The sequence below is a fragment of the Kribbella sp. NBC_01505 genome (genome assembly GCF_045040285.1).
In the GTDB taxonomy this organism is placed as follows: Bacteria; Actinomycetota; Actinomycetes; order Propionibacteriales; family Kribbellaceae; genus Kribbella.
The window spans coordinates 2,778,433-2,800,272 of record NZ_CP109425.1 but is presented as its reverse complement, the minus strand read 5'-3'; the positions used below and the strand labels follow the sequence as shown (position 1 = coordinate 2,800,272).

Below are 21,840 nucleotides of genomic sequence, written 5' to 3'. Positions count from 1 at the left end.
TATGGAAGGCTTACGGCCATGTTCGCCGTACCCGCCGGGTTCCCGTACCGCCTGACCCGCGACCTGATGATCGCCGCCGGCGTCCTCTACTGCAGCCTGCTGCTGGAGGCCGCCGCGGGGTATCCCCTGAACGTCCACACCTCGTTCCTGAGCGAGCTCGGAGCTCTGGACCAGTCGACCAGCCTGTACGCGCGGGCGATGGACCTGGGGGCGAGTGTGCTGGTGCTGGTCGCCGCGGTGCTCGCCCGGCCGGCGGCGCGGATCCACCGCGACGTCATGGGTCTGATGATCAGTACGGGGCTCTTCGGGCTCGGGACGCTCGCCGACTCGTTCTTCCCGATGGACTGTGCCCCTTCGGCCAGCCAGGCGTGCCGGCTCGCGGAGAAGCACGGGCAGGACGGCGCGGAGCTGGTGATCCACGAGGTGACCTCGACCCTGGCCGGGCTCGGGACCATCGCCATCGGCCTGTTCGCGATCCTGGTCCTGCGCCGGATCGGGTGGGGCGGCTTCTGGGGCAAGACGGTCGCTGTCCTGGCCGGAGCGGTCGCGGTCACGAACGCCTGGCTCGGGCTCGAGACCGGGCTGGAAGTGATCAGCGGTGACGACCTGCACCCGCCGGGCATCCTGCAGCGGGTGGCGATCCTGCTCGTCTGTGTTCTGCTGGGAGTGTTGCTTCCCGCCTTGAAGCGAGGTTTTCAGCGATGACGATGCCCTGGATCGTGCTGCCCGGGATGGCCGAGACCGCGGAGGAGTTCGCCCGCGTCGTCGAGCTGCTACCGGAGTGCGAGCTCCACGTGATCGATCCCTGGCAGACGCCGGTGAACGCCGATCCCGACGTACTGCGGGCTGCCGCCGGGGTGCCGGATGGCGTGCCGGTCGGGCTGATCGGTCACTCCATCGGTGGGCTGGCCGCATTGCGCTGGACGCTGACCCGGCCGGGGGAGGTGGCGCGGCTCGTGCTGGTCGACTCGACCTTGCCGTCGGAGTCCGGTCAGCGCTGGCTCTACCCAGGGACCGGCGCCGAACGGGTCATCCGCGTCATGCTGGGTTTCTACGGCCGGATCGGCTTGCCGCGGCTCGTCGGTCCACTCGTCCGCCGGTCGATGGTGCGGGTCGGCAGCATCGCCAAACGCGATCCGTTGTCCAAGGCAACGATCAGGCAGCGGTACGGCGATTCGCGTTCCTGGCAACGGTTCTGGGCCGAACTTGCGGCCAGCTGGACGACCGCTGCCGAGGTCGGCAAGCTGCTTCCGGGGAGCGGCGTACCGGCTGTGTTGCTGGTGGCAACAGGTGGTAGCTCGCGTTCCGGTGCCGACACCTGGCTGGCCGGTCAACGCGAGCTGGCCACGGCGTTGTCCGGCACGGTCGAGGTGCTGACCGACTCGGCGCACCTCGTACACATCGACCGCCCCGACGCCATCGCCGCAGCGGTTCGTGGCTAGGTCGTGCTGGTCAATGTGGGGGTCGGGAGCTTGCGCTGCCAGACCTCGTCGAGGGCCATCCGCATAGCGCCGGTGACGACCGCGTCCTCAGCCAGAGCGGACAGCTCGAGCTTCGGGTGGTTTAGCGTGAGCAGCCGAAGCTGGTCGGAGATGGCATCCAGCAGGACAGCACCGGCCCGGGCCACACCGCCGCCGATCACCACAGCTGTCGGATCCAGGACCAGTACGGCGGGGGCCAGCGCGCGGGCGAAGTCGCGGGCGACCTGCTGGACGACTGCCTGAGCCACCGGGTCCCGCTCGGCCGCAGCGGCGAAGACATCTGCCGTGTCGAGCTGGTCGCCGCCCAGCTCGGCGAGCCGGGAGTCGGGGTTGTCCAGGGCGGCCTGGCGGCCGAGGGTGGCGATCGCCTCCGAGCCAACCGCACGCTCCAGCGGACCGCGGCTGTCCTCGGGGTTGATCACGTCATCCGGTGCGGTGGCGATGAAGCCGATCTCACCGGCCGCGCCCGTCCCGCGGTGCAGGCGACCGTCGATCACGATGCCGGCACCGAGCCGCTCACCCCACTGGACCGCGAGCAGCGTGCCCGTGCCGCCCCGAGCCGCCGCGATGGCCAATGCGGCCAGGTTCGCGTCGTTGTCGAGGATGACCGGGCAGTCGAGCAGGCTGCGAACGTGCTTGATCAGGTCGATCGCGGACCAGCCCGGCACACTCGGGACCAGCTGGACCCGGCCGGTGTGCTCGTCCACGATGCCCGGGCTCGCCGCGACCGCCGCCGCGATGTCGTCGGCCGGTACCTCGGCCTCCGCGAGCGCCTCGGTAATCACCTCGCTGATGACCCCGAGCAGTTCCTGAGCAGTCCAGCCCGGACCGGAGCGTCGTACCAGAGCGAGCTTGCGACCGGCCAGGTCGGAGACGCCGACGGTCACCCGGTGCGGGCCGACATCCAGCCCGAGCACCGGCGCGGCGCGGCCGCGCAGCGAGACCCGGATCGCCGGGCGACCCAGCGAACGGTCCGCGGAATCCGGCCCATGCTGCTGCAGCCAACCGGCGTCCAGCAGCTCGTCGACGGCCTGCGCCACGGTCGGCCTGGCCAGTCCGGTGCGCTCGACCAGCTCGGCCACGCGCAACGGCGCGGGCGCGGAACGGCGAACCGCGTCCAGTACCGCGGCGACGTTGATCCGCCGCAGCATCGTCGTACCGCCGCCGCCGACCGTTCCCTTGCTCATGTCCGACCCCTTGCCTGCCACCCGCCCACTCTATATACAAAGCGAGCGTTCATAAATTACGTCTTGAGGTCAGTCTTGCAGCACGGTGCGAGCAAAACTGCTCAACGCCTCCCGATCGGGCTGCTGGGTTTTCGTCATCAGACTCGCCACGTGCTTCTCGACGGTCCGCGGCGAGATGTGCAACCGGGACGCGATCGACTTGTTCCCGATCCGGTCCACGAGCAGCCGGCACACCTCGTACTCCCGCGTCGTGATCCCCAACCGCCGCAGGTCCGCGGGCACCTGGTCACTCCCCGTACGCCGCTGCGAAACCGTCGCCCCCAGCTGCCGCAGCAACCCACGGCACGCGCTGGAGACCGGCTGAACGTTCGCGCCGTGGAAGTACTCCTCGGCCTGCCGAAGCCAACTGATCGGGTCACCCCAGCCATCGGCGTGCGCCGGTTCGGCCACCAGCCGCATCCCGAGGTGCCGAGCCATCGGGAACAGCGACGACGTCTCCATCGCCTCGGTCATCTTGGCGTTCGCGGCGTCGCGCAGCCCGTCGCGACCCAGCAGAACGGCGTGAGCCATCTGGACGAACTGCTTGTTCCAGCGCATCCCGCCCGCGGCCGTCGCGTTGATCACCTCGAAGTGTGGCCAGCTGTTCCGGCCGGCGAGCACGCCGAGGAGCAGGGAGAGGCCGTTCTTGCCGGAGGTGTGGAACGTGGTCGGATTCTGGGCGTCGTAGGCGAGTGCCTGAGCCATGTCGGACTCCGCGAGCTCCCGGTTCTCCTCGAGCAGCGCGCAGAAGGCCCTGCCGAGCCCGTACGTGACCGGCAACTCGTACGGCGTGTTGTCTCGGGCCAGGCTGGTTGCTTCGTCGAAGGTCTGCTCCATCGCGTTCCGGAGGCCCCGATGGGCTTCGTGGATCGCCTTGTAGGCAAGGAAGAACGTCGCGATGCCGTTGAGCCGGAGCCGGCGAGTCACCTGGAAACCCTCGTCGATGGTCGCGGCCGCGAGACTGTACTCCCCGCGCAGGACCGCCTGCAGAGCGAGGATGCAGTTGACCTCGTAGACGAGTGCGATCGCGCCGATCCGGAGTGCCTGCTGACGGGCCCGCTCCAACTCGACGACGCTTCCGGTGGCCAGACAGATGCTGCCACCCTCGTAGACGTGCGCCAGGACCCGCTGCAGGGCCATCCCGTGCTCTTCGGCGACCTGGCGAGCGCGCTGGAAGTAGGCGATCGACTCGTCGAGATCCCGCTCGCGGGCCAGCATCCCGAGCATCTGGAAGGCCTCACAGGCCACCTCCGGTAGACCGGCCTGCTCGGCGGCAGCGGCGGCCCGGGTGGCCAGTTCGGTGGCAGTACGCAGGCGGCCGGGACTCGTCCGGGCGATCTCGAGATTCGCCGCCAGAATGTCGACCGGCGCGGTGTCGACCGGGTCGGCGCCCTTACCGAGCAGCGACCGGGCCACGGCCAGATGCGTCTCCGCGGCCGCTTGGCGACCGGCCACGTGCTCGGCGAAGGCCAGGTGCACCTGCAGTCCGGCCACCTTGTGATGGTCGAGATTGCGGTCCGCCATGTCGTCGACGGCGGCCGCGTGGAGAGCCAGGTCGTCGAACTGTCCCACCGTTCGCAGCGCGACCAGCAGCAGCCCGAGGACCTCGGCGCGCTGCTCCAGGTCGGGATCCGTGGTCAGCAGCTTGTTCGCGCGCTCGAGGAGGTTGACGGCAGAGCTGGTGGAGCCCTCCTCGAAAGACCGTCGGCCGGTCTGCGCGAACAACTGGCCCGCCCGGCTGAGGTCGCCGCCGGTCTCGGCCAGCTCGGCCACCATCGGCGACCACTCGCCGGGCAGACCGGGATGCAGCTCTTCGATCGCGTCCGCACAGCGCCGCGCCAGCTCGGCGCGCTCGGTCGGCGTCAAGCCGGCCAGCAGCGCATCGGCGGTCAGCGGATGGCAGAACGCGTACCAGTCCGGAACCGGCTCGTCCGGCCCGACCAGCTGCGCCGCGACGCCTGCCCGGAGGGTTGCCAGCAGCAACCGTTCGTCTGTTCCGGTGGCCTTCCGCACGACGCTCAGCGGAAACCGGTGCCCGATCACGGCGGCCAGGACGAGAATGTCGCGGGACTCGCTGCCGAGCTGGTCGGTGCGGCTCGTGATACTGCGGACCACTGCTGCCGGCACGTTGGTGCGTAGTCCGTCGATCACTTCCAGACTGCCATCCGGTTTCGCCAGGAGCTGCCCGGCCCGGCTGGCCTCCTGCAGTAGTTCCTCGACGATGAAAGGGACGCCGGCGCTGTCCTGCCACAAGCGTTCGCACAGCTCTTTCGGCAGGCCTTCGACCGGCACCTCGAGGCAGGCCGCCGCGAGCTCGACGACCTCGGCCGGCCGGAGTGGTCGCAGTCCGAGAAGGTTCGCCGAACCACGTTGTGCGGCGATGCGCGCCAGGTCCGTGGCCGGGCAGTGCTCCGGACGCATCGTCGCGACCAGGGCGATCGGCTGGTCCTCGAGGTTGTCGAGCAGATACTCCACGACGGCCATCGTCTCCGGGTCTGCGTCGTGCAGGTCCTCGAGGACCAGCAGACAGCCGCGGCCACGGCCGACCAAGGAGAGCAGGCGCAGCACAGCCTCACCGAGCACCACCGGTGAGGCTGCGGCGTCATGCGCGGTCCCGTCGTCCCACTCCGGGATCAGCCGCCCGAGCACCTGCCGGTACGGGCCGAGGCTGTCCGGGTCGGGCATCTCGCCGCGGCGGATCAACGCCAGCAACGCCTCGGCGAAAGGGCGGAAGGCAACCATGGTGCCCAGAGCGCCGACCCGGCCGCGCAGCGCGGCCATCCCGTCGTCGAGTGCACGAGCTGTCGCGAGCGCCGCGAGGCGGCTCTTGCCGATTCCGGGCTCACCGACCAGGAACACGGCGCCCCCGAGCCCGGCGCGTGCTGTGGCCAGCATCTGAAGGAGCTGGTCGATCTCCGGGTCCCTGCCGACCACCCTGGGCGAACGGGTCTGCATGGTGGCCACTGTAATCACCGATTCCTGTTACCGCAGCGGCATCGGCGAAGTCGGCCGGCCGGATGCCCGGCCGACTTCACTGGTTCAAACGCTCGCTGGACGGCGCAGTCAGTAGAAGCTGACCGAGGTGGTGATGGTGATGGTGTTCGGATCGGTCTCGGCGACGAGGGCGGCTGCGGCCAGTCCGACCAAGCCGGTCAGAGCCATCGCGCGGGCGCCGATCCGGGTGCGGGTGGGCAGGGCGATCGGGCCCAGCGGGTCGGTCTCGGTCGCGGCCTGGTCAGCGTGGTCGCGGCACTCGTCGTTCTGGACGTTGTGGTTCTGGGCGGTCATTTGGTTCTCCCCTGGGGCGTATTGAACGATTCCGGCAGCACGGTCGAATCGCTCACTCGGTGATCACCGTCGTGGTCAGCGTGGAGTCGTACGCTCCGATGGCGATCGCCGACAGGCCGACTACACCGGCCAGAGCCATCGCGCGGGCGCCGATGCGGATGCGGGTGGGCAGGGCGATCGGGCCCAGCGGGTCGGTCTCGGTCGCGGCCTGGTCAGCGTGGTCGCGGCACTCGTCGTTCTGGACGTTGTGGTTCTGGGCGGTCATGTTTCTCCCCTGGTGCTGAATGGATGTCAGCGGCGCACGGCTCGCTTCCATCCGGTGGTTGATTCCAGCAACAGCACGGAGGGCACGCGTTCTGGGAACGCCAGCCGGAGCAACCCGTAGCCGATTCCCGCCAGACCGGTCAGCAGACCTGGAGATGGAACCGCGCGAGGTGTACCGCACTGTGGTCCGTACTGCTGTAGTGCAGCGAGCACCAGCCGGATACGGTTTTGCCGTACCCCCTCAACGGCAGGGTGATCGCTTTCGGTCAGCCACGCCAGTGGCTCGACCGCGCCGAGCTCGCCATGACACAAACTGAGGTCTGCGAGTATCGGACGTTCGGAGGTGGTCCTCAAATACACTTCGAGGTCCACAGGTTTTCCGGCCACAAGCTGCGCCAGGGTTGTTCCGGCGTCGCCGGAACACCAGCCAGGGCTGGGCTTCTGGCCGTTTCGGTCCGGATCAGCTGCGGCCGAGGCCGCAGCCGCGTACTTGTCGCCGGGGGTGCCGTACCGGCCGAGTGCCCAGGCGATCCCCTGGTAGCCGCGGGCAAAGCCTTGGCCGGGTGCGGCCCGACCGCTGCCGACGACCTGGACCAGCTCGTCGGCGTAGCGCCGAGCCAGCCGCACGGCAGCCGGTACGTCGCGGATCGCCTGCATGGCGGCCAGCCCACCGGCCGCACCTTCGGCGTAGGCCGGGAATTCGCCAGGGTCCGGCGTGAGTTGGGCCGCGAGGTCGAGCGATGCGCTCAGCCAGGTCGACAGCTCGGCATCGCCGAGCAGCGAGGACAAGCGGTCCAGTCCGTAACTGATCCCGCCGAGGCCGTGCAGCCCCGGGCCGATCAACTGCGCCGACTCCTGGTCGGATCCGAGTGCCTCCAGCAGTTGCGGGATCGGGCGGATGACATCGCGCGCCAGCTCGCAGTACTTGCGCTCTCCGGTCAGGGCGCCGACCTGTGCGAGGAAGAGCGCCGTACCGGTGTAGCCGTTGGTCAGGCCGGCGCCCATGGGACGCACCGCCCAGTGGTTGTCGTCCAGGAGTTCCAGGCCGATCCAGTTCGCCGCACCGCCGGTCTTACCGATGACCTGGGCAACGATCTCGTCGGCGATGTCGGTGGCGGCTGCCAACGCGCCGTCCGGGTGTGCGCCGGTGGTGCCCAGCCAGGGTCGACTTGCGGTGCTGTGGTGGACGATCGGCTCAGGTCGGGTTGCCAGCGTCGCGGAGATCAGCCATCGCTGCCGATGCTGATCGACGTCGCTCAGTGACGCGATCTTCCGCTCGACCGTGGCGAGCCCTTCAGCCGCAAGCACACCGGGGATGTGCGTGCCGTCCGATGCCCAGACGTCGCGACTGCCCGGGTTGACCGTGAACAAGGGGACGTCCCCTTCCCACAAGTCGTCCAGCTCGTGCGGGACGAGGCTGTGCAGCCACGGGCCGGCCTCCCACAGCAGGTCGAGCAGTTGACTACGTCCGTCCGCCGCACGCAAGGCGTTCGGATGCGTCGCCTCCTCGAGCAGGCCGGCGTACAGGCTGGTGCTGCGGGGTACGAAGCGCACCTGGTCGGTTGCGCATCGGGCCAGCATCCCGTCCGGTCCCAGGAGCTCGCCACGGTTCCGGGAGATCGCCTGGTAGGCGTCCCGGAAGCCCATCAGTACGGCGATCTCGTGGTCGCGTGGTTCGACGGCGATACCGTCGAGGATCGGCCTGTTGTTCCCGGTGGGAGCAGCGGTCGGCCGCCGGACCAGATGCATCGAGTCCAGGCCTGCGTCAGCCCAATCGGCGCGCACCGCCGCGGGTGCGTCGGCGTCTCCGCCGAGTCCGGAGACGTCGGCCACCGAACCGGTCTCACCGACTATGAGCAGCGGCAGCAGGGCGGTGCGGGAGACCGAGCTCCGGATGCTCTGGGAGGCCGGATCACTGCCGATCGCGCCAGGCGGGGTCGGGGACGGGTGGAACAGGGTTTCGATGTCGACCAGGACCGGGTGCTCGCCGACGGCGATGAGGTTCTCGTAGTGCATGTCGGTGCCGTCAAGGACGTACAGCAGGGCGAGTAGGGCGCCTTGGCGGTGGTAGAAGCGGCGGACGGCGCCTTCGTCGGCGCAGGGCTCGGCGGTGATGAACTCGAGCCAGCCGTAGTCGGTGCGGCGTTCCAGGCGGACGGTGCGCAGGTCCAGACCGGTTTTGCTGTTCAGCCAGTCGACGAGTTCGTTGAAGTGGCCGTGGAGGTCGAGGGAGCGCGGTTTGTAGATCAGGCGGCGGCCGTCGGCGAAGGCCAGGGTGGCGGTCGCGCGGCCGCCGCGGTGCGAGTCACCGGCGGGCTCGACGGAGACCAGCGCGCCTGGGTCGCGGCCGCCGAAGATCCCGTCGACGAGCGACTCTCGGTCCTCGGCGAGTCGTGCCAGCAGTTCGAGGTGACCCTCGATGCTCTGTCGGCACGACTCGCCCAGGACCCGGGCCAGCACCGGATAGGCGGCCAGGAACTCCGCCAGCTCGCTCCCTCCGACGAGCTGGTGGGTGAAGTCGAGGAAGCGAAGCGCCGGGGTGGCGCCGGCGAGCTCACCGCGGTCGCGGGCTCGAGCCAGTTCCAGTACCAGCGTGCGGGAGGAAAGCTTGACCAGTCGCAGTCCGAGGCGGCGCAGGAACTGCTCGGTCAGTACGCCGGTGTGGCCGGCGGCGGTCAGGTCTTCTCGGGCGACGGTGAGCAGGGGCTGCAGGCAGCTCATGAAGGCCTGCTGCCAGTCTTCTCCGGCCGTCACCGGGGTGACGCACCGGTGGGCGGCGATGCTGCGCTCGACGTACTGCGCCCAGGGCGGGGTACCGCCGGCCATCTCATCCGGCCGCAGCTCGTCCGGCCGCAGCTCGTCCGGCCGCATCTCGTCCGGCCGCAGCGCGGCGGACCACCAGGCGCTGTCGCGCTCGTCGGTCCGGAGCGGAGTCGCGGTCGCTGAGTTGAGCATCTGCTCAGGCTGCCATCGGCAGTTGGTGCTCGACATGGGTACCAAGCCCCCATATTTCCGGCCGAACCGGGAGATCACGGATGACAACGATGGGCAACTGCCGCGGGGCGACGACTGGGGGTTGATCACCCCGCGGCAGCAGCGCCCGGCCGGCCTTTGGTGGAAGGCGGGCCGGATCAGGTGTGGAGCGCTAGTGGCGCGTCGCGTCTAAACCTTGGCACTGGCGGCGCCCAGGCGGGCACCTCGCTGCGTTGGAGGAAAGGGCACGATGGAAAAACATCGAGCCCTTCCCTCCGCCTTGCGATGCACCCACCTGGACACCGCCAGCACTCAAGTTTTAAACGCGACACACCACTAGGGCTCCGACTGTGGTCTCTGCACTCGTGCTTGGCCTCCTCTGCCGCGAATGTCCGGAAGGAACGCCGGGAACGATGCCTGACAGCTCAGGCAGACGGCAAGGGATCGGTGCCCCCATCTTTCGGGGTCCCGGCGGGGGCAAACATGGGGGCCGGGCCCCCATGTGGAAAGCGCGGAGCGCTGCGACGGTGGTCGGGTGTTATCTCCTCTGATTCCTGGTCTGCCGGTGTCTGCGCACTCGGTGCTGGACACCGTTCCGCAGCTGCCCGGTCAGTCGGCTGCGGCCGCACTCCGGGAGACCGCGGAGGTCGCACAGGCTGCCGACGACCTCGGTTACCGCCGGTTCTGGTTGGGGGAGCAGCACGGCGTCCGGGGCGTCGGCAGCGCGGCACCTGCCGTGCTCGCCGCAGTACTCGCGGCACGGACCGATCGGATCCGGTTGGGCTCGGCCGGCGTCCTTCTGACCAACCACCAGCCGCTGGTGATCGCTGAACAGTTCGCCGCGCTCGCTGCGGCGTACCCGAGTCGCATCGATCTCGGTGTTGGCCAGCAGTTCAGCCATGCACCCAGTACGGCGGCCGCGCTCGGCGGTAGCGCCCGGGACACGTTCCCGCAGCGACTGGACGAGCTGTGCGGGTTCCTCCGGGACGGCATGCCCGGTCGCGCACCTGTTGGCGATGTACGGCTGTCGCTTGCCGGACTGCCGCCGCCGGTGCTGGTCTGCGCCGATCACCCCGGTGCGGCTGCGGTTGCCGCCGTACGCGGGCTGCCGGTCGTGGTGCAGCATCACAGTGCGACTGCGATGACCAGTGCGGCGGTGGCGGCGTACCGGGATCACTTCGAGGCCAGTGGGCCGACGGTGAAGCCCTATCTGGTGGTGACGATCGGAGTGGTTGCCGCGGACACCGAGGCCGAAGCCATCATCCGGTTCGCCGAGTATGTGCGGGTGCGGACGCGGCTCAGCGTTGCGTCACCGCGGGCGACCACAGCCGAGCTGATGGCGTTGCTGGAGCCGCCACTCACCGGCCGGGAGCGCGGTCGTGCCGAACGCCTCCTGGACGACCCGAGCCACATTGTCGGCTCACGGACCACAGTGGTGTCCGCACTCGGCAGACTGGTCGCCAGTACGACGGCTGACGAGCTCATGCTGGTCCCGCTGGCCTTCGACGGTCTGGTCCGGTCGTCGATCCTGCGCACGATCGCTGCCGGTCTGACTCGCACGATCCGGACGGTACCGCGGCACGCTCCGCCGCTCATTGCCACCGCCTGAGAGCGACCTATGGTGGGTATATGGACCACGAACAGGCCGTTATCGAGGGGTGTCCGACCGAGCTGTTCATCGCTGGCAAGTGGAGAGCGGGCGAGGGCGGCAAGACACTGGCCGTCGAGGACCCCTCCACCGGTACGACGCTGTGCGACGTCGCCGATGCCACTCCGGCCGATGGGCTGGCAGCGCTCGACGCTGCGGTCGCCGCGCAGGCGGACTGGGCAGCCACGGCACCACGTGAGCGTGGGGAGATCCTGCGCCGTACCTATGAGCTGATGACTGAGCGCGTCGACGAGCTGGCGCTGCTGATGACGCTCGAGATGGGCAAGCCGATCGCCGAGTCCAAGGGCGAGATCGCGTACGCGGCCGAGTTCTTCCGCTGGTTCGCCGAAGAGGCGGTCCGGATCGAGGGCAGCTACCAGGTCGCGCCGAACGGCAAGGGCCGCTTCCTGGTGATGCGGCAGCCGGTCGGCCCGTGCCTGCTGATCACGCCGTGGAACTTCCCGGCCGCGATGGGCGCCCGCAAGATCGGCCCAGCGGTCGCGGCCGGCTGCACGATGGTGATCAAGCCCGCCTCACAGACACCGCTGTCGATGCTGAAGCTGGCCGAGCTGATGACCGAGGCCGGGCTGCCGGCCGGCGTCCTCAATGTGGTGACCACCAGCGACTCCGGTGGCGTGATGGAACCGCTGATCCGCGACGGCCGCGCCCGCAAGCTCTCCTTCACCGGCTCGACCCAGGTCGGTCGCAAGCTGATCGAGCAGGCCGCCGAGCAGGTGCTGAAGACCAGCATGGAGCTGGGTGGCAACGCGCCGCTGCTCGTCTTCGCCGACGCCGACCTGGACCAGGCGGTCGAAGGCGCGATGCTGGCGAAGATGCGCAACGGCGGCGAGGCCTGTACGGCGGCCAACCGGATCTACGTGCAGACGCCGATCATGGCGGAGTTCGCCCAGCGGCTGAGTGAGCGGATGGGCGCGCTGACCGTCGGCCGCGGGACCGAGGACGGCGTCGACCTCGGCCCGCTCATCGACGCCACCCAACGGGACAAGGTCAAGGACCTGGTCGACGATGCGGTGGCGCACGGTGCGGAGGTGCTGACTGGCGGCACGGTTGCTGAGGGCAACGGTTACTTCTTCCCGCCGACCGTGCTGGCCGGAGTCCCGCGTGACGCCCGCCTGCAGAAGGAGGAGATCTTCGGCCCGGTCGCGCCGCTGACCGCCTTCGACACCGAGGACGAAGGTGTCGCAATGGCGAACGACACGGAGTACGGGCTCGTCTCCTACCTGTTCACCAACGACCTGACGCGCGCGCTGCGGGTCTCCGAACGCCTCGAGACTGGCATGATCGGCCTCAATCAGGGCATCGTCTCGAACCCGGCCGCGCCCTTCGGCGGCGTGAAGCAGTCCGGCCTCGGCCGCGAGGGCGGCACGGTGGGGATCGACGAGTACCTGGAGACCAAGTACATCGCCATCAATATCTAGCTATTCGGCGAGCCAACGCTGCACAGTCTCCGCGTCGGGGCGGGGACTGGTGCCGATGGCGTGTGGGACGAAGCGGGCGTAGTAGTCGGTGATCGGGCCGTCGGACTCGCGCACCATCATTCCGGCGGCCGAGCCGTCCACGATCCAGCTCCCGAGCACGGCCTGGTTGCCGTCGTACGAGGGGAGTGGGTACCACTGCTGGTAGACCATCGTGGACATGTCGTACGGACCGTCCTGCGTGTGGTCGTGGTCGACAGTATGGATGACGATGTTGCTGCCCTCGCGGCCGTGCAGCGGTTTGGCGACCCACTCGGTCAGGTCGCCGGGGTGACCGAAGTGCGCCGGTAGCAGGTTCGGGTGATCCGGGTAGAGCTCCCAGAGCACCGGCAGGATCGCCTTGGTGGACAGCATGGTCTTCCAGACCGGTTCGATCCACTGCACCGGCTGGCGTTCCTTGCCCGCGAGGATGTGCCGGCCGAACTCCTCGTCCAGCATGTCCTCCCACGGGTACAACTTGAACGCCGTACGGATCGGTCTGTTTCCCCAGTCCACAAAGGCGCGCTGCGCGGAGTCCCAGCCGACGTCCTCGATCTCATGCCCGTACGTCGCCAGTCCGGCCTGTGCCGCGGTGTCGCGGAGATAGGCGACCGTCATCTCCTCCTCACCGGAGGTCTCAGCGGCAGAGTTGAAGAAGTGCGCCTCGTTGCCGGGGAGGCGGCCCGCAGTACGTTGCTGGGCCCACCACTGCACCAGGCGGTCGTGGACCGAGTTCCACTGGTCGGCGTCCGGGAAGACATCCTCCAGCCAGTTCCACTGGATCACCGCTGACTCGACCAGGCCGGTCGGCGTGTCGCCGTTGATCTCCAGCATCTTCGGGTCGGTGCCGTTCCACGCCAGGTCGAAGCGGGCGTACATCGACAGGTCCTCGCGCCGCAACGACTGCTGGACCAGAGCGAGCGTGCCGGACGCCAGGCCGAGCTGGGCGTCCGAGAAACGGTCACCGGTCGCCATCACCTCGGCTGCGTGCCGGCACATCGCATAGAGCTCCTCGGTAACGCGTTCGAGGTGCAGGACCTCGTCCATGGTCACCTCGTACCAGGCGCTCTCGTTCCAGTACGGGCGTTCGGTGCCGTCGGGCATGTCGGTCATCGGGAACACCAGTCCCTGCTCGACGACCTTCTCCCGCCAGCCGGCGCGTGGCTTGCTCGCATGCCGCCACATCAGCCCCCGGACCTCCCATGGCTCGACTGACCGAATCCGCCGCGCGCAACAGTACCGATGTCGCCACCGCTCTTCGACAGACCGCCACGCTGGATCGTCGGCGCCCCGCCGCCGCCACCGGTGGACTGGTCCCGCTGCCGGGGCACGGTGTAGGTGCCACCGCCGCTGCTGTACCGCCCGCCGATGGCCGGTACGTACGCAGCGCTCCGAGTTGCCATGTAGAACCAGAAGAAGCCTGCGCCCGAGCCGTGGTACTCCCGCTCGTCCTTGCAATTGTTGTCGTCGACCCGGGTCTCCGTCTGCGGATCGACACAGATGGCCGCGTAGTCCGCGGTCTCGTCGTCGTCGTCGCTGGAGCACCCGGTGAGAGTGGCCGCGACCAGAGCGGTCAGGCCGAGCGTGATGCCGGCACTCCGCATCCGCCGCTTCTTCATAAGAAGACTGACGGGGTGGTCATCTCAGCGGTTCCCGTTCATGAGCTGAGTCACAGTGACGAGCTGATAGCCCTCTGCCCGAAGCTTCTTCACGATCGGTACGACGGCCTCGGCCGTGTGCGGTGCGTTGTCGCCACCGTGCATGTGGAGGACGACGATCGAGCCGTTCTGCACGTGGGAGAGCACCTGCTTGATGATGGGCTTCGGGGACTTCGCGAAACCGTCCGCCCCCGGTACGTCCAACCCCACAGCCGTCACGCCGGCCGGGGCGAGCTCGTGCAACGCCGTACCGTCGTAGCACCCACCGGGGAAGCGGAACCAGCGCGTCGGGTGCGGATCCAAGGCGTCCAGCTGTTTGACCGCCTTCTGCACGTCAGCCAGCATCTCTGCGCGCGGGACCGTGCCGAGTGTGTAGCAGTGCTTGGTGAAGGCGCGGTGGTCGTAGGTGTGCGTGCCGAGCTCGAACAGCGGGTCAGCGGCCAGCTCTCTCGTCACCTCTGGATACTCCTCCATCCACATCCCGGTGAGGAACATGGTGGCCGGTACCTGCAACTGCCGGAGCTCCTTGATCAGAGTGGCGTTGTAGTACGACTTCACCTTCCCGCTCTCCAGCCGCTTCCGCATGACTGCGGTGAGGTCGGCGTCGAACGTCAGCGCAACCAGCTTCCGGTCGCGCGGCCCGTGGTCGACAACGCGCATCAGATTGCTGGTCGGCGGGGTGAAGGGCGTAGTAGCAGGAGGAGGCGTGCTGGGTGGCGGCGTGCTGGCCGTCGTGGACGGAGTCGCTGAGGGAGTCGCCGAGGGCGTCGTACTCAGTGGAACGACGCCCGTGGACGACTCCTTGTCCGCACAGCCGGCCAGTACCGCTACGGCTGCCAGTAGCAGCGCAATCCCCCGAGCACCAGTCACAATCGTCCAGTATGCGTCACTCCACGGTCAGGGCTCGGCGTCGGTTCAGTTCAGCAGGTCGTTCGCCGAGCGCAGGACCGGTACGCCGACCTCTGCCGGAGCGCTGGCGCCGGTGACGTGGAAGGTGTGGGATTCGCCGGCGGACAGGGTGATCAGGCAGGAATCGACCCGGGCAGCCGCGTCCAGGCGGTCCGGGAAGAGTGCCAGGTCCTTGGCCAGCGCGGTCGCCGTGACAGTGACGTCGTACCCGGTTGCCGTCGGGGTGACGGTAGAGGTGAAGGCATCGGCTGCCAACTGCAGCTTGGTGTCCTCGACGAAGTACCAGTGCGCCGACGCGCCGTCGTCCGCCCGGACCTCCAGGTACTCGGTGGTCGCGTCGTAGGAGATGAGCGAGACCGGTACCGTGCTCAGCGTTGCGGAGCGGGGCTCTACTTCGAGAGCGATGCTCTCGCGAGCGAACACCTCACCGCCGGGACCGGTCGCCCGCCGGGTCAGCGTCAGCCGGGTCGACCAGGCCTCGTCCGAATCGTTGTGCGCGGCAACGACCAGCCCGTCCTCGGTCGGCTGCACGCTGAGCAGGCGATCGGCGTACACCTTCTCGAGAGCGAACCACAGCGGCTTGCGGATCCCGTGCCCGTCGACCGCGGCCCACGACACCACCGGCCAGTTGTCGTTGAGCTGCCAGATGATCGCGCCCGTGTTCAACGGGAACAGGCTGCGGAAGTGCTCGATCCCGTAGATGATCGCCCGCGCCTGGTTGAGCTGCGTCGTCCAGTGCCAATCATCCATCGACTTCCACAACGGCAAGTGATCACCGAGACCGCGCTCCAGCTTGAGGTTGCCCTCATAAGCCTTCTGGTGCACGAGCATCTGCTCGCCGTACGGATCCAGCGGCTCGTCGTGCACCACCGAGGTCAGCGTCGACCAGGCCGGCGGTCCCTGGAATCCGAACTCCGACACGAACCGCGGCTTGTACTTGCGGTAGTTCGTGTAGTCCACCTGGTTCCACACGTCCCAGATGTGCATGGTGCCGTTGCGGTCGTCGTTCGGGTGGATGAAGTGGTCGTACGAGTAGGGGCTGCCTTCGGAGTACGGCGTTCGCGGGTCGAGCTCGTGGACGATCTTCGGCAGCAGGTCGAAGTAGTAGCCCTCACCCCACTTGCGCCCGGCCAACGGCGCGCGCCAGCCCCACTCGACGTACCCCCAGATGTTCTCGTTGTTGCCGTTCCAGACCGCGAGGCTGGCGTGCTGGCTCAGCCGCGTGACGGCCTGCTGCGCCTCGGCCTCGACCTCGCTCCACAGCGGCTCGTCCTCGGAGTAGGCCGCACACGCGAACAGGAAGTCCTGCCAGACGAGCACACCTTGCTCGTCACAGATGTCGTAGAAGTCGTCGGTCTCGTAGATCCCGCCGCCCCAGACGCGCAGCAGGTTCATGCCGGCGTCGAGCGCGTCCTGGATGCTCGTCTCGTACGTCGAACGGTTCAGCCGGGTCACGAACGCGTCGTCCGGGATCCAGTTCGCGCCACGGACGTAGATCGGTTTGCCGTTCACCGACAGGACGAACGGGCCGCCGTCCTTGTCGGGGGCAACGTTCATCGTGATGTCGCGGAACCCGACCCGCCCGGTCCAGCTGTCGTCACCGGCGGATACGGCGACGTCGTACAGGGGCTGCTTGCCGTGGCCGCGCGGCCACCAGACCTCAACATCGGCGACGCTGCTGGTCAGCTCGACGCTTTCGGTGCCTGCAGCAACTGTCGCGGAGACTGAGGTGCCACCGACCTCCACCGTGACTGTGGTTTCGGCTGCGCCTTCGCTCCAGGCCAGTGCGACGTGCGTGGTCAGCGTGCCGTCCTGGCTTGCGAGCGGACGGACGGAGGAGATCCGGACGCCGGACCAGGACTCGATCCCGATCGGCTTCCAGATACCGGCCGTGGCGAGGTCGGGGCCCCAGTCCCAGCCGTAGTTGCTGGCCATCTTCCGGATCGCGTTGTACGGGTGCTTGTTCGTGTGCGGCCAGAGCCCGAGCGTCTCGGCGAACCTCTTCGCGGCCTCGACCGGCGCCTCGAACGCGACCACCAATTCATTGCCTGAAGCAACCAGCAGGCTGGTGACGTCGAACCGGTACCCGCGGTGCTGGTTGCGGGTGCGGCCGAGCTCGGTCCCGTTCAGCGTCACGGTCGCCACCGTGTCGAGTCCGTCGGCCACCAGTTCCTGGATGGTGTGACCGTCCGCGGCCCAGTCGAAGGTCGTCCGGTAGACCCAGTCCGTCGAGCCGATCCAGGCCAACTTGCTCTCATTGTCCCCGTCGAACGGGTCGGGGATCAGGCCCGCCGCCAGCAGATCGGTATGTACCTCACCAGGCACAGTCGCTGTCACAGCTGCTCTGTCGGCAGACTCGACAGTCCAGGTGGCGCCACCCTCGGTGGTCAGATTCTTGCGAGCAGTCACAGCGGATCTCCAGGAGAGCGTGAACCGGTTTAGTCAGAACAAACTACCGCCCCCAGGGTGAGGCCTGGGAGCGGTAGTTCAGGGAGCGAGAACGTACTGCCGCCACAGGTCGGCGAGTGCCTGGTGGCCGGCGGCCGAAGGGTGCACGCCGTCGTCGGCCAGCGTCGCCGCGCCGACCGTTTCCGCGAGCTTGTTGAGCTCGACATCGGCCGGGACGAGGATCGCGTCGTACTCGAGAGCCAGCTTCCGGACGACCTCGATCTTCGGATCGAGATCCTCCCGCCAGACGGCGTGCTCGGGCTTGACCGCCAGCAGGAACGGCTCGACCAGCACGATCGGACACTCCAGCGGGTCGAGCAACTGCCGGTACGACGCCTCGAACGCCTCGACCGTGGTCGGGTCGTTCTTGTCGTACCGCCGCCAGGTGTCGTTGATGCCGATCAGGATCGACACCAGGGACGGATCGAACGCCAGGACGTCGGTCGACCAGCGCGCGACCAGATCGACCGCGCGATTGCCGCTCGTGCCGGCGTTGACGATCCGCGGCCGGTCCTCGCCGAGCGCAGTCGCTATGTAGCGGGGGTAGGTGTCGCCCAGCCCCGTGGGATCGGTGCGGTGACCGCCGTCGGTGACGGAGTCCCCGGCGAACACGACGGTCCACCGGGGATCCAGCTCAAGTTTGTTCACGGAACCATCTTCACAGGGTTGCCGCGTGCACGTCCCAGTCGTCCGGCAGCACCGGTGCGACCTCGACCGTGCTCGTCACGTCGACGAACGCGCCGGTGTCGATCGACTGGGTGATGGAGGACATCACGTCGACGATGTGGAACGCGAGCGCTCCGTTCGCCCGGTGCGGCCGGTCGGCGCGGATCGCGCGCGCCATCTCCAGCACGCCCGTGCCACGCTCGGCCGAGGCCTTGGTGGTCTCCAGCGTCTCCCAGTCCTCGGCGCCGCGGCGGCGGATCTTGATCTCGCCGTCGAACGCGTTCGGGTCGGGTACGGCGAGTGTCGCGTCGGATCCGGTGATCTCGACGAACCCGGCCCGGGACAGCGGCGAGTCGAAGCTGAAGATGCTCTGCGACGACTGGCCCGACTCGAACCGTGCGATCGCGCTGACGTGGGTCGGAACCGTCACGTCGAAGTCGGTGCCGGCCAGCGGACCCGATCCGATCGTGCGCTTCTCCTTCGACTTCGACCCGATCCCGGCCACCGCCGCGACCGGTCCGAACAGCTGGACCAGCGTGGTCAGGTAGTACGGGCCGATGTCCCAGAGCGGTCCGGCGCCTTCGGTGAACAGGAACGCCGGGTTCGGGTGCCAGGACTCCGGGCCGGGGGACTGCATCAGGGTGAGCGCGGTGAGCGGCGTACCGATCTCGCCCCGCTCGATGATCCGGCGTGACTCCTGCAGACCCGGACCGAGGATCGTGTCCGGAGCGCAGCCGAGGCGCAGACCTGCGTCCTGCGCGGTCGCCAGCAGCTTGCGCCCGCTCTCCTGGTCCAGCGAGAACGGCTTCTCGCTCCAGACATGCTTGCCCGCGGCAACGGCAGCCAGCGCGACCTCGACGTGCGCGATCGGGATGGTCAGGTTGACCACGATCTCGACATCCGCGTGGTTCAGCACGGCCTCGGGACCCCCGTGGGCCTCGATGCCGAACTGGCTCGCCTTCTCCTTGGCCGCCTCCGGCCGCAGGTCGCCGATCGCGACGACCTTCAGGTCCGGGAAGCTCTGCATGCTCTTGATGTAGGCGTCGGAGATCACTCCGGCGCCGATCACACCTACGCCAACTGAACTCATGCGGGAGCGCCCTCTCCGGTGAGGAACTTGAAGCTGCCCTCGACGGCGTCGAAGATCTCGCCGGTGAAGTCGTCCAGCTCGACCACGCGCAGCGCCTGCGGGGCCGCGGCCAGGATGTCGGCGATCGCGATCGTGCCGTCACCGACAGCGGTCTGCGCCTTGTTGTCCAGCGTGCCGTCGCCGTCCTTGACGTGGATCGCCTGGACGCGGTTGCCCCACTTCTTCAGCAGGGCGGGGATGTCACCGCCACCGACGACGCCCCAGTAGGTGTCGACCTCGAGGATGACCTCGTCGTTCAGGTGGTCGATGAAGATCTCCAGCGGGTGGGCGCCGTCGATCTTGTTCTCGAACTCGAACTGGTGGTTGTGGTAGCCGACCTTGATGCCGTGCTCGGCCGCCTCGACCGACGCCTGGTTCAGGGCCTCGGCGGTCGCCTTGATGTCATCGGCGGAGAGCCAGCGGGCCGGGTCGATGAAGGGCTCGATGACGGTGCCGATGCCGAGCTTCTTGGCGGCCTCGTAGATCGGCGCGGCCTCGTCGCGGAGCAGGCCGGCGTGGGTGGTGGGCGCCGTCAGGCCGTGCTTGGGCAGCGCGTCGGCCAGGCGGTCCGCGTTGCCGGGGATTCCGAACGGCTCCACCTGGGTGTAGCCGATCTCCGCGATGCGGGCCAGGGTGGCGTCGAAGTCCTCTTCGAGCTTGTAGCGGACGGTGTACAGCTGGAGGGACAGGTTGTCCACTGCGACCATGGTTTCTCCTCGTGACCGGCACTGCGCCCGCTGCCCTGGAGCCGCCGTACCGGCGTGATAGCCGAACCGGTTAAGTAACGCTGGCAACCGTATCCCACGAGAGCGCGCTCAGACTAGGGGTTGCCGGATGGTTGTGACGCCTACTGCGCGGCACTCGGCACGGCACCTCGCCGCACGTGTGCAAAGCGCTAGATGCTCCGCATCGAACACTTCGCCCCCGCGCGCCGATGCACCGCACCGAGCACCTGCTCGCTACGGCGCCACAACCATCCGCCAACCCCAGGTCAGCCCACACCTCGAATCCCCGCGACCGGAACCGGCGCGTTCCGAAAAGAGAACCAAAGAGTCACTCTCTGCTCCCAACCGGTGACACGGCGTGGAAACGCGCGCACACTGGAGGATTCCGGACCGACCGTCAGCGGTCCGGCCGCCCGTGAGGAGTTTGTTGTGCCCCGAGTCACCATCAAGGAGATCGCACGCCGCGCCGGCGTCTCCAAAGGCGCGGTGTCGTACGCGCTGAACAATCAGCCCGGAGTCTCCGCGGCTACCCGTGCGCGGGTCTTGAGAGTCGCCGAGGAAATGGAGTGGGTACCGAATCGCGCCGCCCGTCAGCTGTCCGCGGCGCGCAGTGAGACCTTCGGCCTGGTGCTTGCGCGGACCGCGCAGACGCTGACCGAGGAGCCGTTCTACATGGGCTTCGTGGGAGGTGTGGAGTCCGTGCTCGCCGAGCGCTCGTACGCGTTGGCCCTTCAGGTGGTGACCAACTTGGACGAGGAGCTCGCGACGTACCGGAAGTGGGCCGCCGAGCGACGCGTCGACGGCGTGATCGTGGTCGACCTGCGGGTCGCCGATCCGCGGATCCCGTTGCTGCGCAAGCTCGGCCTGCCCGCCGTCCTGGTCGGCGATCCTGAACTGGCCGATGGTCTGCCGTGCGTCTGGACCGACGCGACCGCGGCCATGCATTCCGCCGTCGGTCACGTCGCCTCGCTCGGCCACCGCCTGGTGGGTCGGGTCGCCGGACCTCCCGAGTACGGCGACGTGTGGATCCGCGACCGTGCGTTCGGTGAGGCGAGCAGCCGCTTCGGCCTGGAGACCAAGGTCATCCACACCGACTACTCCGCCGACGAAGGCGCCGCCGCCACCCGCGACCTGCTCGCTGCCGACCCGCGACCGACCGCGATCATCTACGACAACGACCTGATGGCCGTCGCCGGCCTCTCCGTCGCCCAGGGCCTCGGCGCCTCCGTCCCCCGCGACATCACCCTGATCGCCTGGGACGACTCCACCCTCTGCCGCATCACCCACCCCCGCCTGACCGCGATGTCCCACAACATCGTCGGCTTCGGCGCCGAAGTAACCCACCGCCTCCTGAACCTCCTGGACGGCGCCCGCCCAGAACCCCACCTCTACTCCACCCCCCTCCTCAACATCCGAGACTCCTCAGCCCCACCCCCCACCCTCACCCCGACCCCCCTCTGCAACCGCCCACCCCGCTACGCCCCCCGCCCCCACCCCACCCCCTAACCACCCAACGCGGCCCCTCCCCGGACGGCTACTCGCTCCGCCCGGTCCCGAACCCCGCCGCCCCCGCCGCCCCTCCCGCCCCTCCCGCCCTCCCGCCCCTCCGGAATTTGAACGGATATCCCCTCGAACTGCCCCTTCTCCCCTCGTTTTTTGAGCAGAGAAGGGCCCAGTTGAGGGGATATCCGTTCAAATGCGCCCTCAGCGGCGGCGGCCGGGGTGTTGCCGCCCGCGCCCTGCGGAACGCCCGCGGGCCGGCCGCTGCGTCGGACGACCGGCCGCAAGGTTCCCTACCTGGCGCGGCGCCCACTGCGGGTTCCGGCCGACCGCACCCATGACGGAGCGGACTGCTCCCAGGTCGGTTCCACCCCTCGCGATTTCGACGGATATCCCCTGGTGTTGCCGGTTCTCCCCTGATTATTCGGGCAGAGAAGGGGCGATTTGCGG

17 protein-coding genes are annotated in these 21,840 nt (G+C 68.6%); 5 read left to right on the top strand and 12 right to left on the bottom strand.

All coding sequences use genetic code 11. The annotated features are described in order from the left end of the window. The first annotated feature begins 18 nt into the window (after positions 1 to 18). Entirely contained in the window at positions 19 to 705 is a 687-nt protein-coding gene (locus tag OG474_RS13130) for a DUF998 domain-containing protein (RefSeq protein ID WP_405062544.1), read from the top strand. Continuing rightward, positions 702 to 1,442 carry an alpha/beta fold hydrolase gene (locus OG474_RS13125; RefSeq protein WP_405062543.1) on the top strand — a complete coding sequence of 247 codons (741 nt, stop codon included), beginning with the start codon at positions 702 to 704 and terminating at the stop codon, positions 1,440 to 1,442. The genes OG474_RS13130 and OG474_RS13125 overlap by 4 nt, the downstream gene beginning before the upstream one ends. Here OG474_RS13125 and OG474_RS13120 read toward each other — a convergent pair. The 5 genes from OG474_RS13120 to OG474_RS13100 form a co-directional block, all read right to left on the bottom strand. Then, positions 1,439 to 2,668: an ROK family protein gene (locus OG474_RS13120; protein WP_405062542.1), complete on the bottom strand. Its 1,230-nt coding sequence runs from the start codon at positions 2,666 to 2,668 to the stop codon at positions 1,439 to 1,441. The two genes, OG474_RS13125 and OG474_RS13120, sit on opposite strands and share 4 nt — an antisense overlap. A 69-nt stretch (positions 2,669 to 2,737) precedes the next feature. Beyond that, entirely contained in the window at positions 2,738 to 5,662 is a 2,925-nt protein-coding gene (locus OG474_RS13115; protein WP_405062541.1) for an AAA family ATPase, read from the bottom strand. 108 nt (positions 5,663 to 5,770) lie between these two features. Further along, positions 5,771 to 5,995 carry a hypothetical protein gene (locus tag OG474_RS13110; RefSeq protein ID WP_405062540.1) on the bottom strand — a complete coding sequence of 75 codons (225 nt, stop codon included), beginning with the start codon at positions 5,993 to 5,995 and terminating at the stop codon, positions 5,771 to 5,773. A 52-nt stretch (positions 5,996 to 6,047) separates the two neighbouring features. Next, a complete protein-coding gene (locus tag OG474_RS13105; RefSeq protein ID WP_405062539.1) occupies positions 6,048 to 6,260 on the bottom strand; it encodes a hypothetical protein in 213 nt (70 codons plus the stop codon). 26 nt (positions 6,261 to 6,286) lie between these two features. Then, entirely contained in the window at positions 6,287 to 9,214 is a 2,928-nt protein-coding gene (locus OG474_RS13100; RefSeq protein WP_405062538.1) for a type 2 lanthipeptide synthetase LanM family protein, read from the bottom strand. A 583-nt stretch (positions 9,215 to 9,797) separates the two neighbouring features. On the opposite strand from OG474_RS13100, the gene OG474_RS13095 reads away from it, so the two are divergent. Both OG474_RS13095 and OG474_RS13090 read left to right on the top strand, forming a co-directional pair. Next, the gene (locus OG474_RS13095; protein ID WP_405062537.1) at positions 9,798 to 10,841 is read left to right on the top strand and encodes an MsnO8 family LLM class oxidoreductase; all 1,044 of its coding nucleotides are present in this window, start codon (positions 9,798 to 9,800) and stop codon (positions 10,839 to 10,841) included. A 20-nt stretch (positions 10,842 to 10,861) separates the two neighbouring features. Further along, a complete protein-coding gene (locus OG474_RS13090; RefSeq protein ID WP_405062536.1) occupies positions 10,862 to 12,319 on the top strand; it encodes an NAD-dependent succinate-semialdehyde dehydrogenase in 1,458 nt (485 codons plus the stop codon). Here the strand turns inward: OG474_RS13090 and OG474_RS13085 are convergent, their stop codons facing one another. The 7 genes from OG474_RS13085 to OG474_RS13055 form a co-directional block, all read right to left on the bottom strand. Then, complete coding sequence (locus tag OG474_RS13085; protein ID WP_405062535.1) at positions 12,320 to 13,540, bottom strand: glutathionylspermidine synthase family protein; 1,221 nt, start codon at positions 13,538 to 13,540, stop codon at positions 12,320 to 12,322. Further along, positions 13,540 to 13,974, bottom strand: coding sequence for a hypothetical protein (locus tag OG474_RS13080; protein ID WP_405062534.1), 435 nt, complete (start codon positions 13,972 to 13,974; stop codon positions 13,540 to 13,542). The genes OG474_RS13085 and OG474_RS13080 overlap by 1 nt, the downstream gene beginning before the upstream one ends. 24 nt (positions 13,975 to 13,998) lie before the next feature. Further along, entirely contained in the window at positions 13,999 to 14,883 is an 885-nt protein-coding gene (locus OG474_RS13075; RefSeq protein WP_405062533.1) for a polysaccharide deacetylase family protein, read from the bottom strand. Positions 14,884 to 14,928: 45 nt separating this feature from the next. Then, positions 14,929 to 17,331 (bottom strand): glycoside hydrolase family 2 protein, encoded by a 2,403-nt coding sequence (locus OG474_RS13070; protein WP_405062532.1) that lies wholly within the window; start codon positions 17,329 to 17,331, stop codon positions 14,929 to 14,931. A 78-nt stretch (positions 17,332 to 17,409) separates the two neighbouring features. Next, positions 17,410 to 18,018 (bottom strand): SGNH/GDSL hydrolase family protein, encoded by a 609-nt coding sequence (locus OG474_RS13065; protein WP_405062531.1) that lies wholly within the window; start codon positions 18,016 to 18,018, stop codon positions 17,410 to 17,412. 10 nt (positions 18,019 to 18,028) lie between these two features. Next, entirely contained in the window at positions 18,029 to 19,126 is a 1,098-nt protein-coding gene (locus tag OG474_RS13060; protein ID WP_405062530.1) for a Gfo/Idh/MocA family protein, read from the bottom strand. Beyond that, complete coding sequence (locus OG474_RS13055; protein WP_405062529.1) at positions 19,123 to 19,872, bottom strand: sugar phosphate isomerase/epimerase family protein; 750 nt, start codon at positions 19,870 to 19,872, stop codon at positions 19,123 to 19,125. Before OG474_RS13055 ends, OG474_RS13060 begins: the two co-directional genes overlap by 4 nt. Positions 19,873 to 20,319: 447 nt before the next feature. Here OG474_RS13055 and OG474_RS13050 point away from each other — a divergent pair, with 447 nt between their 5' ends. Continuing rightward, positions 20,320 to 21,396, top strand: coding sequence for a LacI family DNA-binding transcriptional regulator (locus OG474_RS13050; protein ID WP_405062528.1), 1,077 nt, complete (start codon positions 20,320 to 20,322; stop codon positions 21,394 to 21,396). Positions 21,397 to 21,840 lie beyond the last annotated feature (444 nt).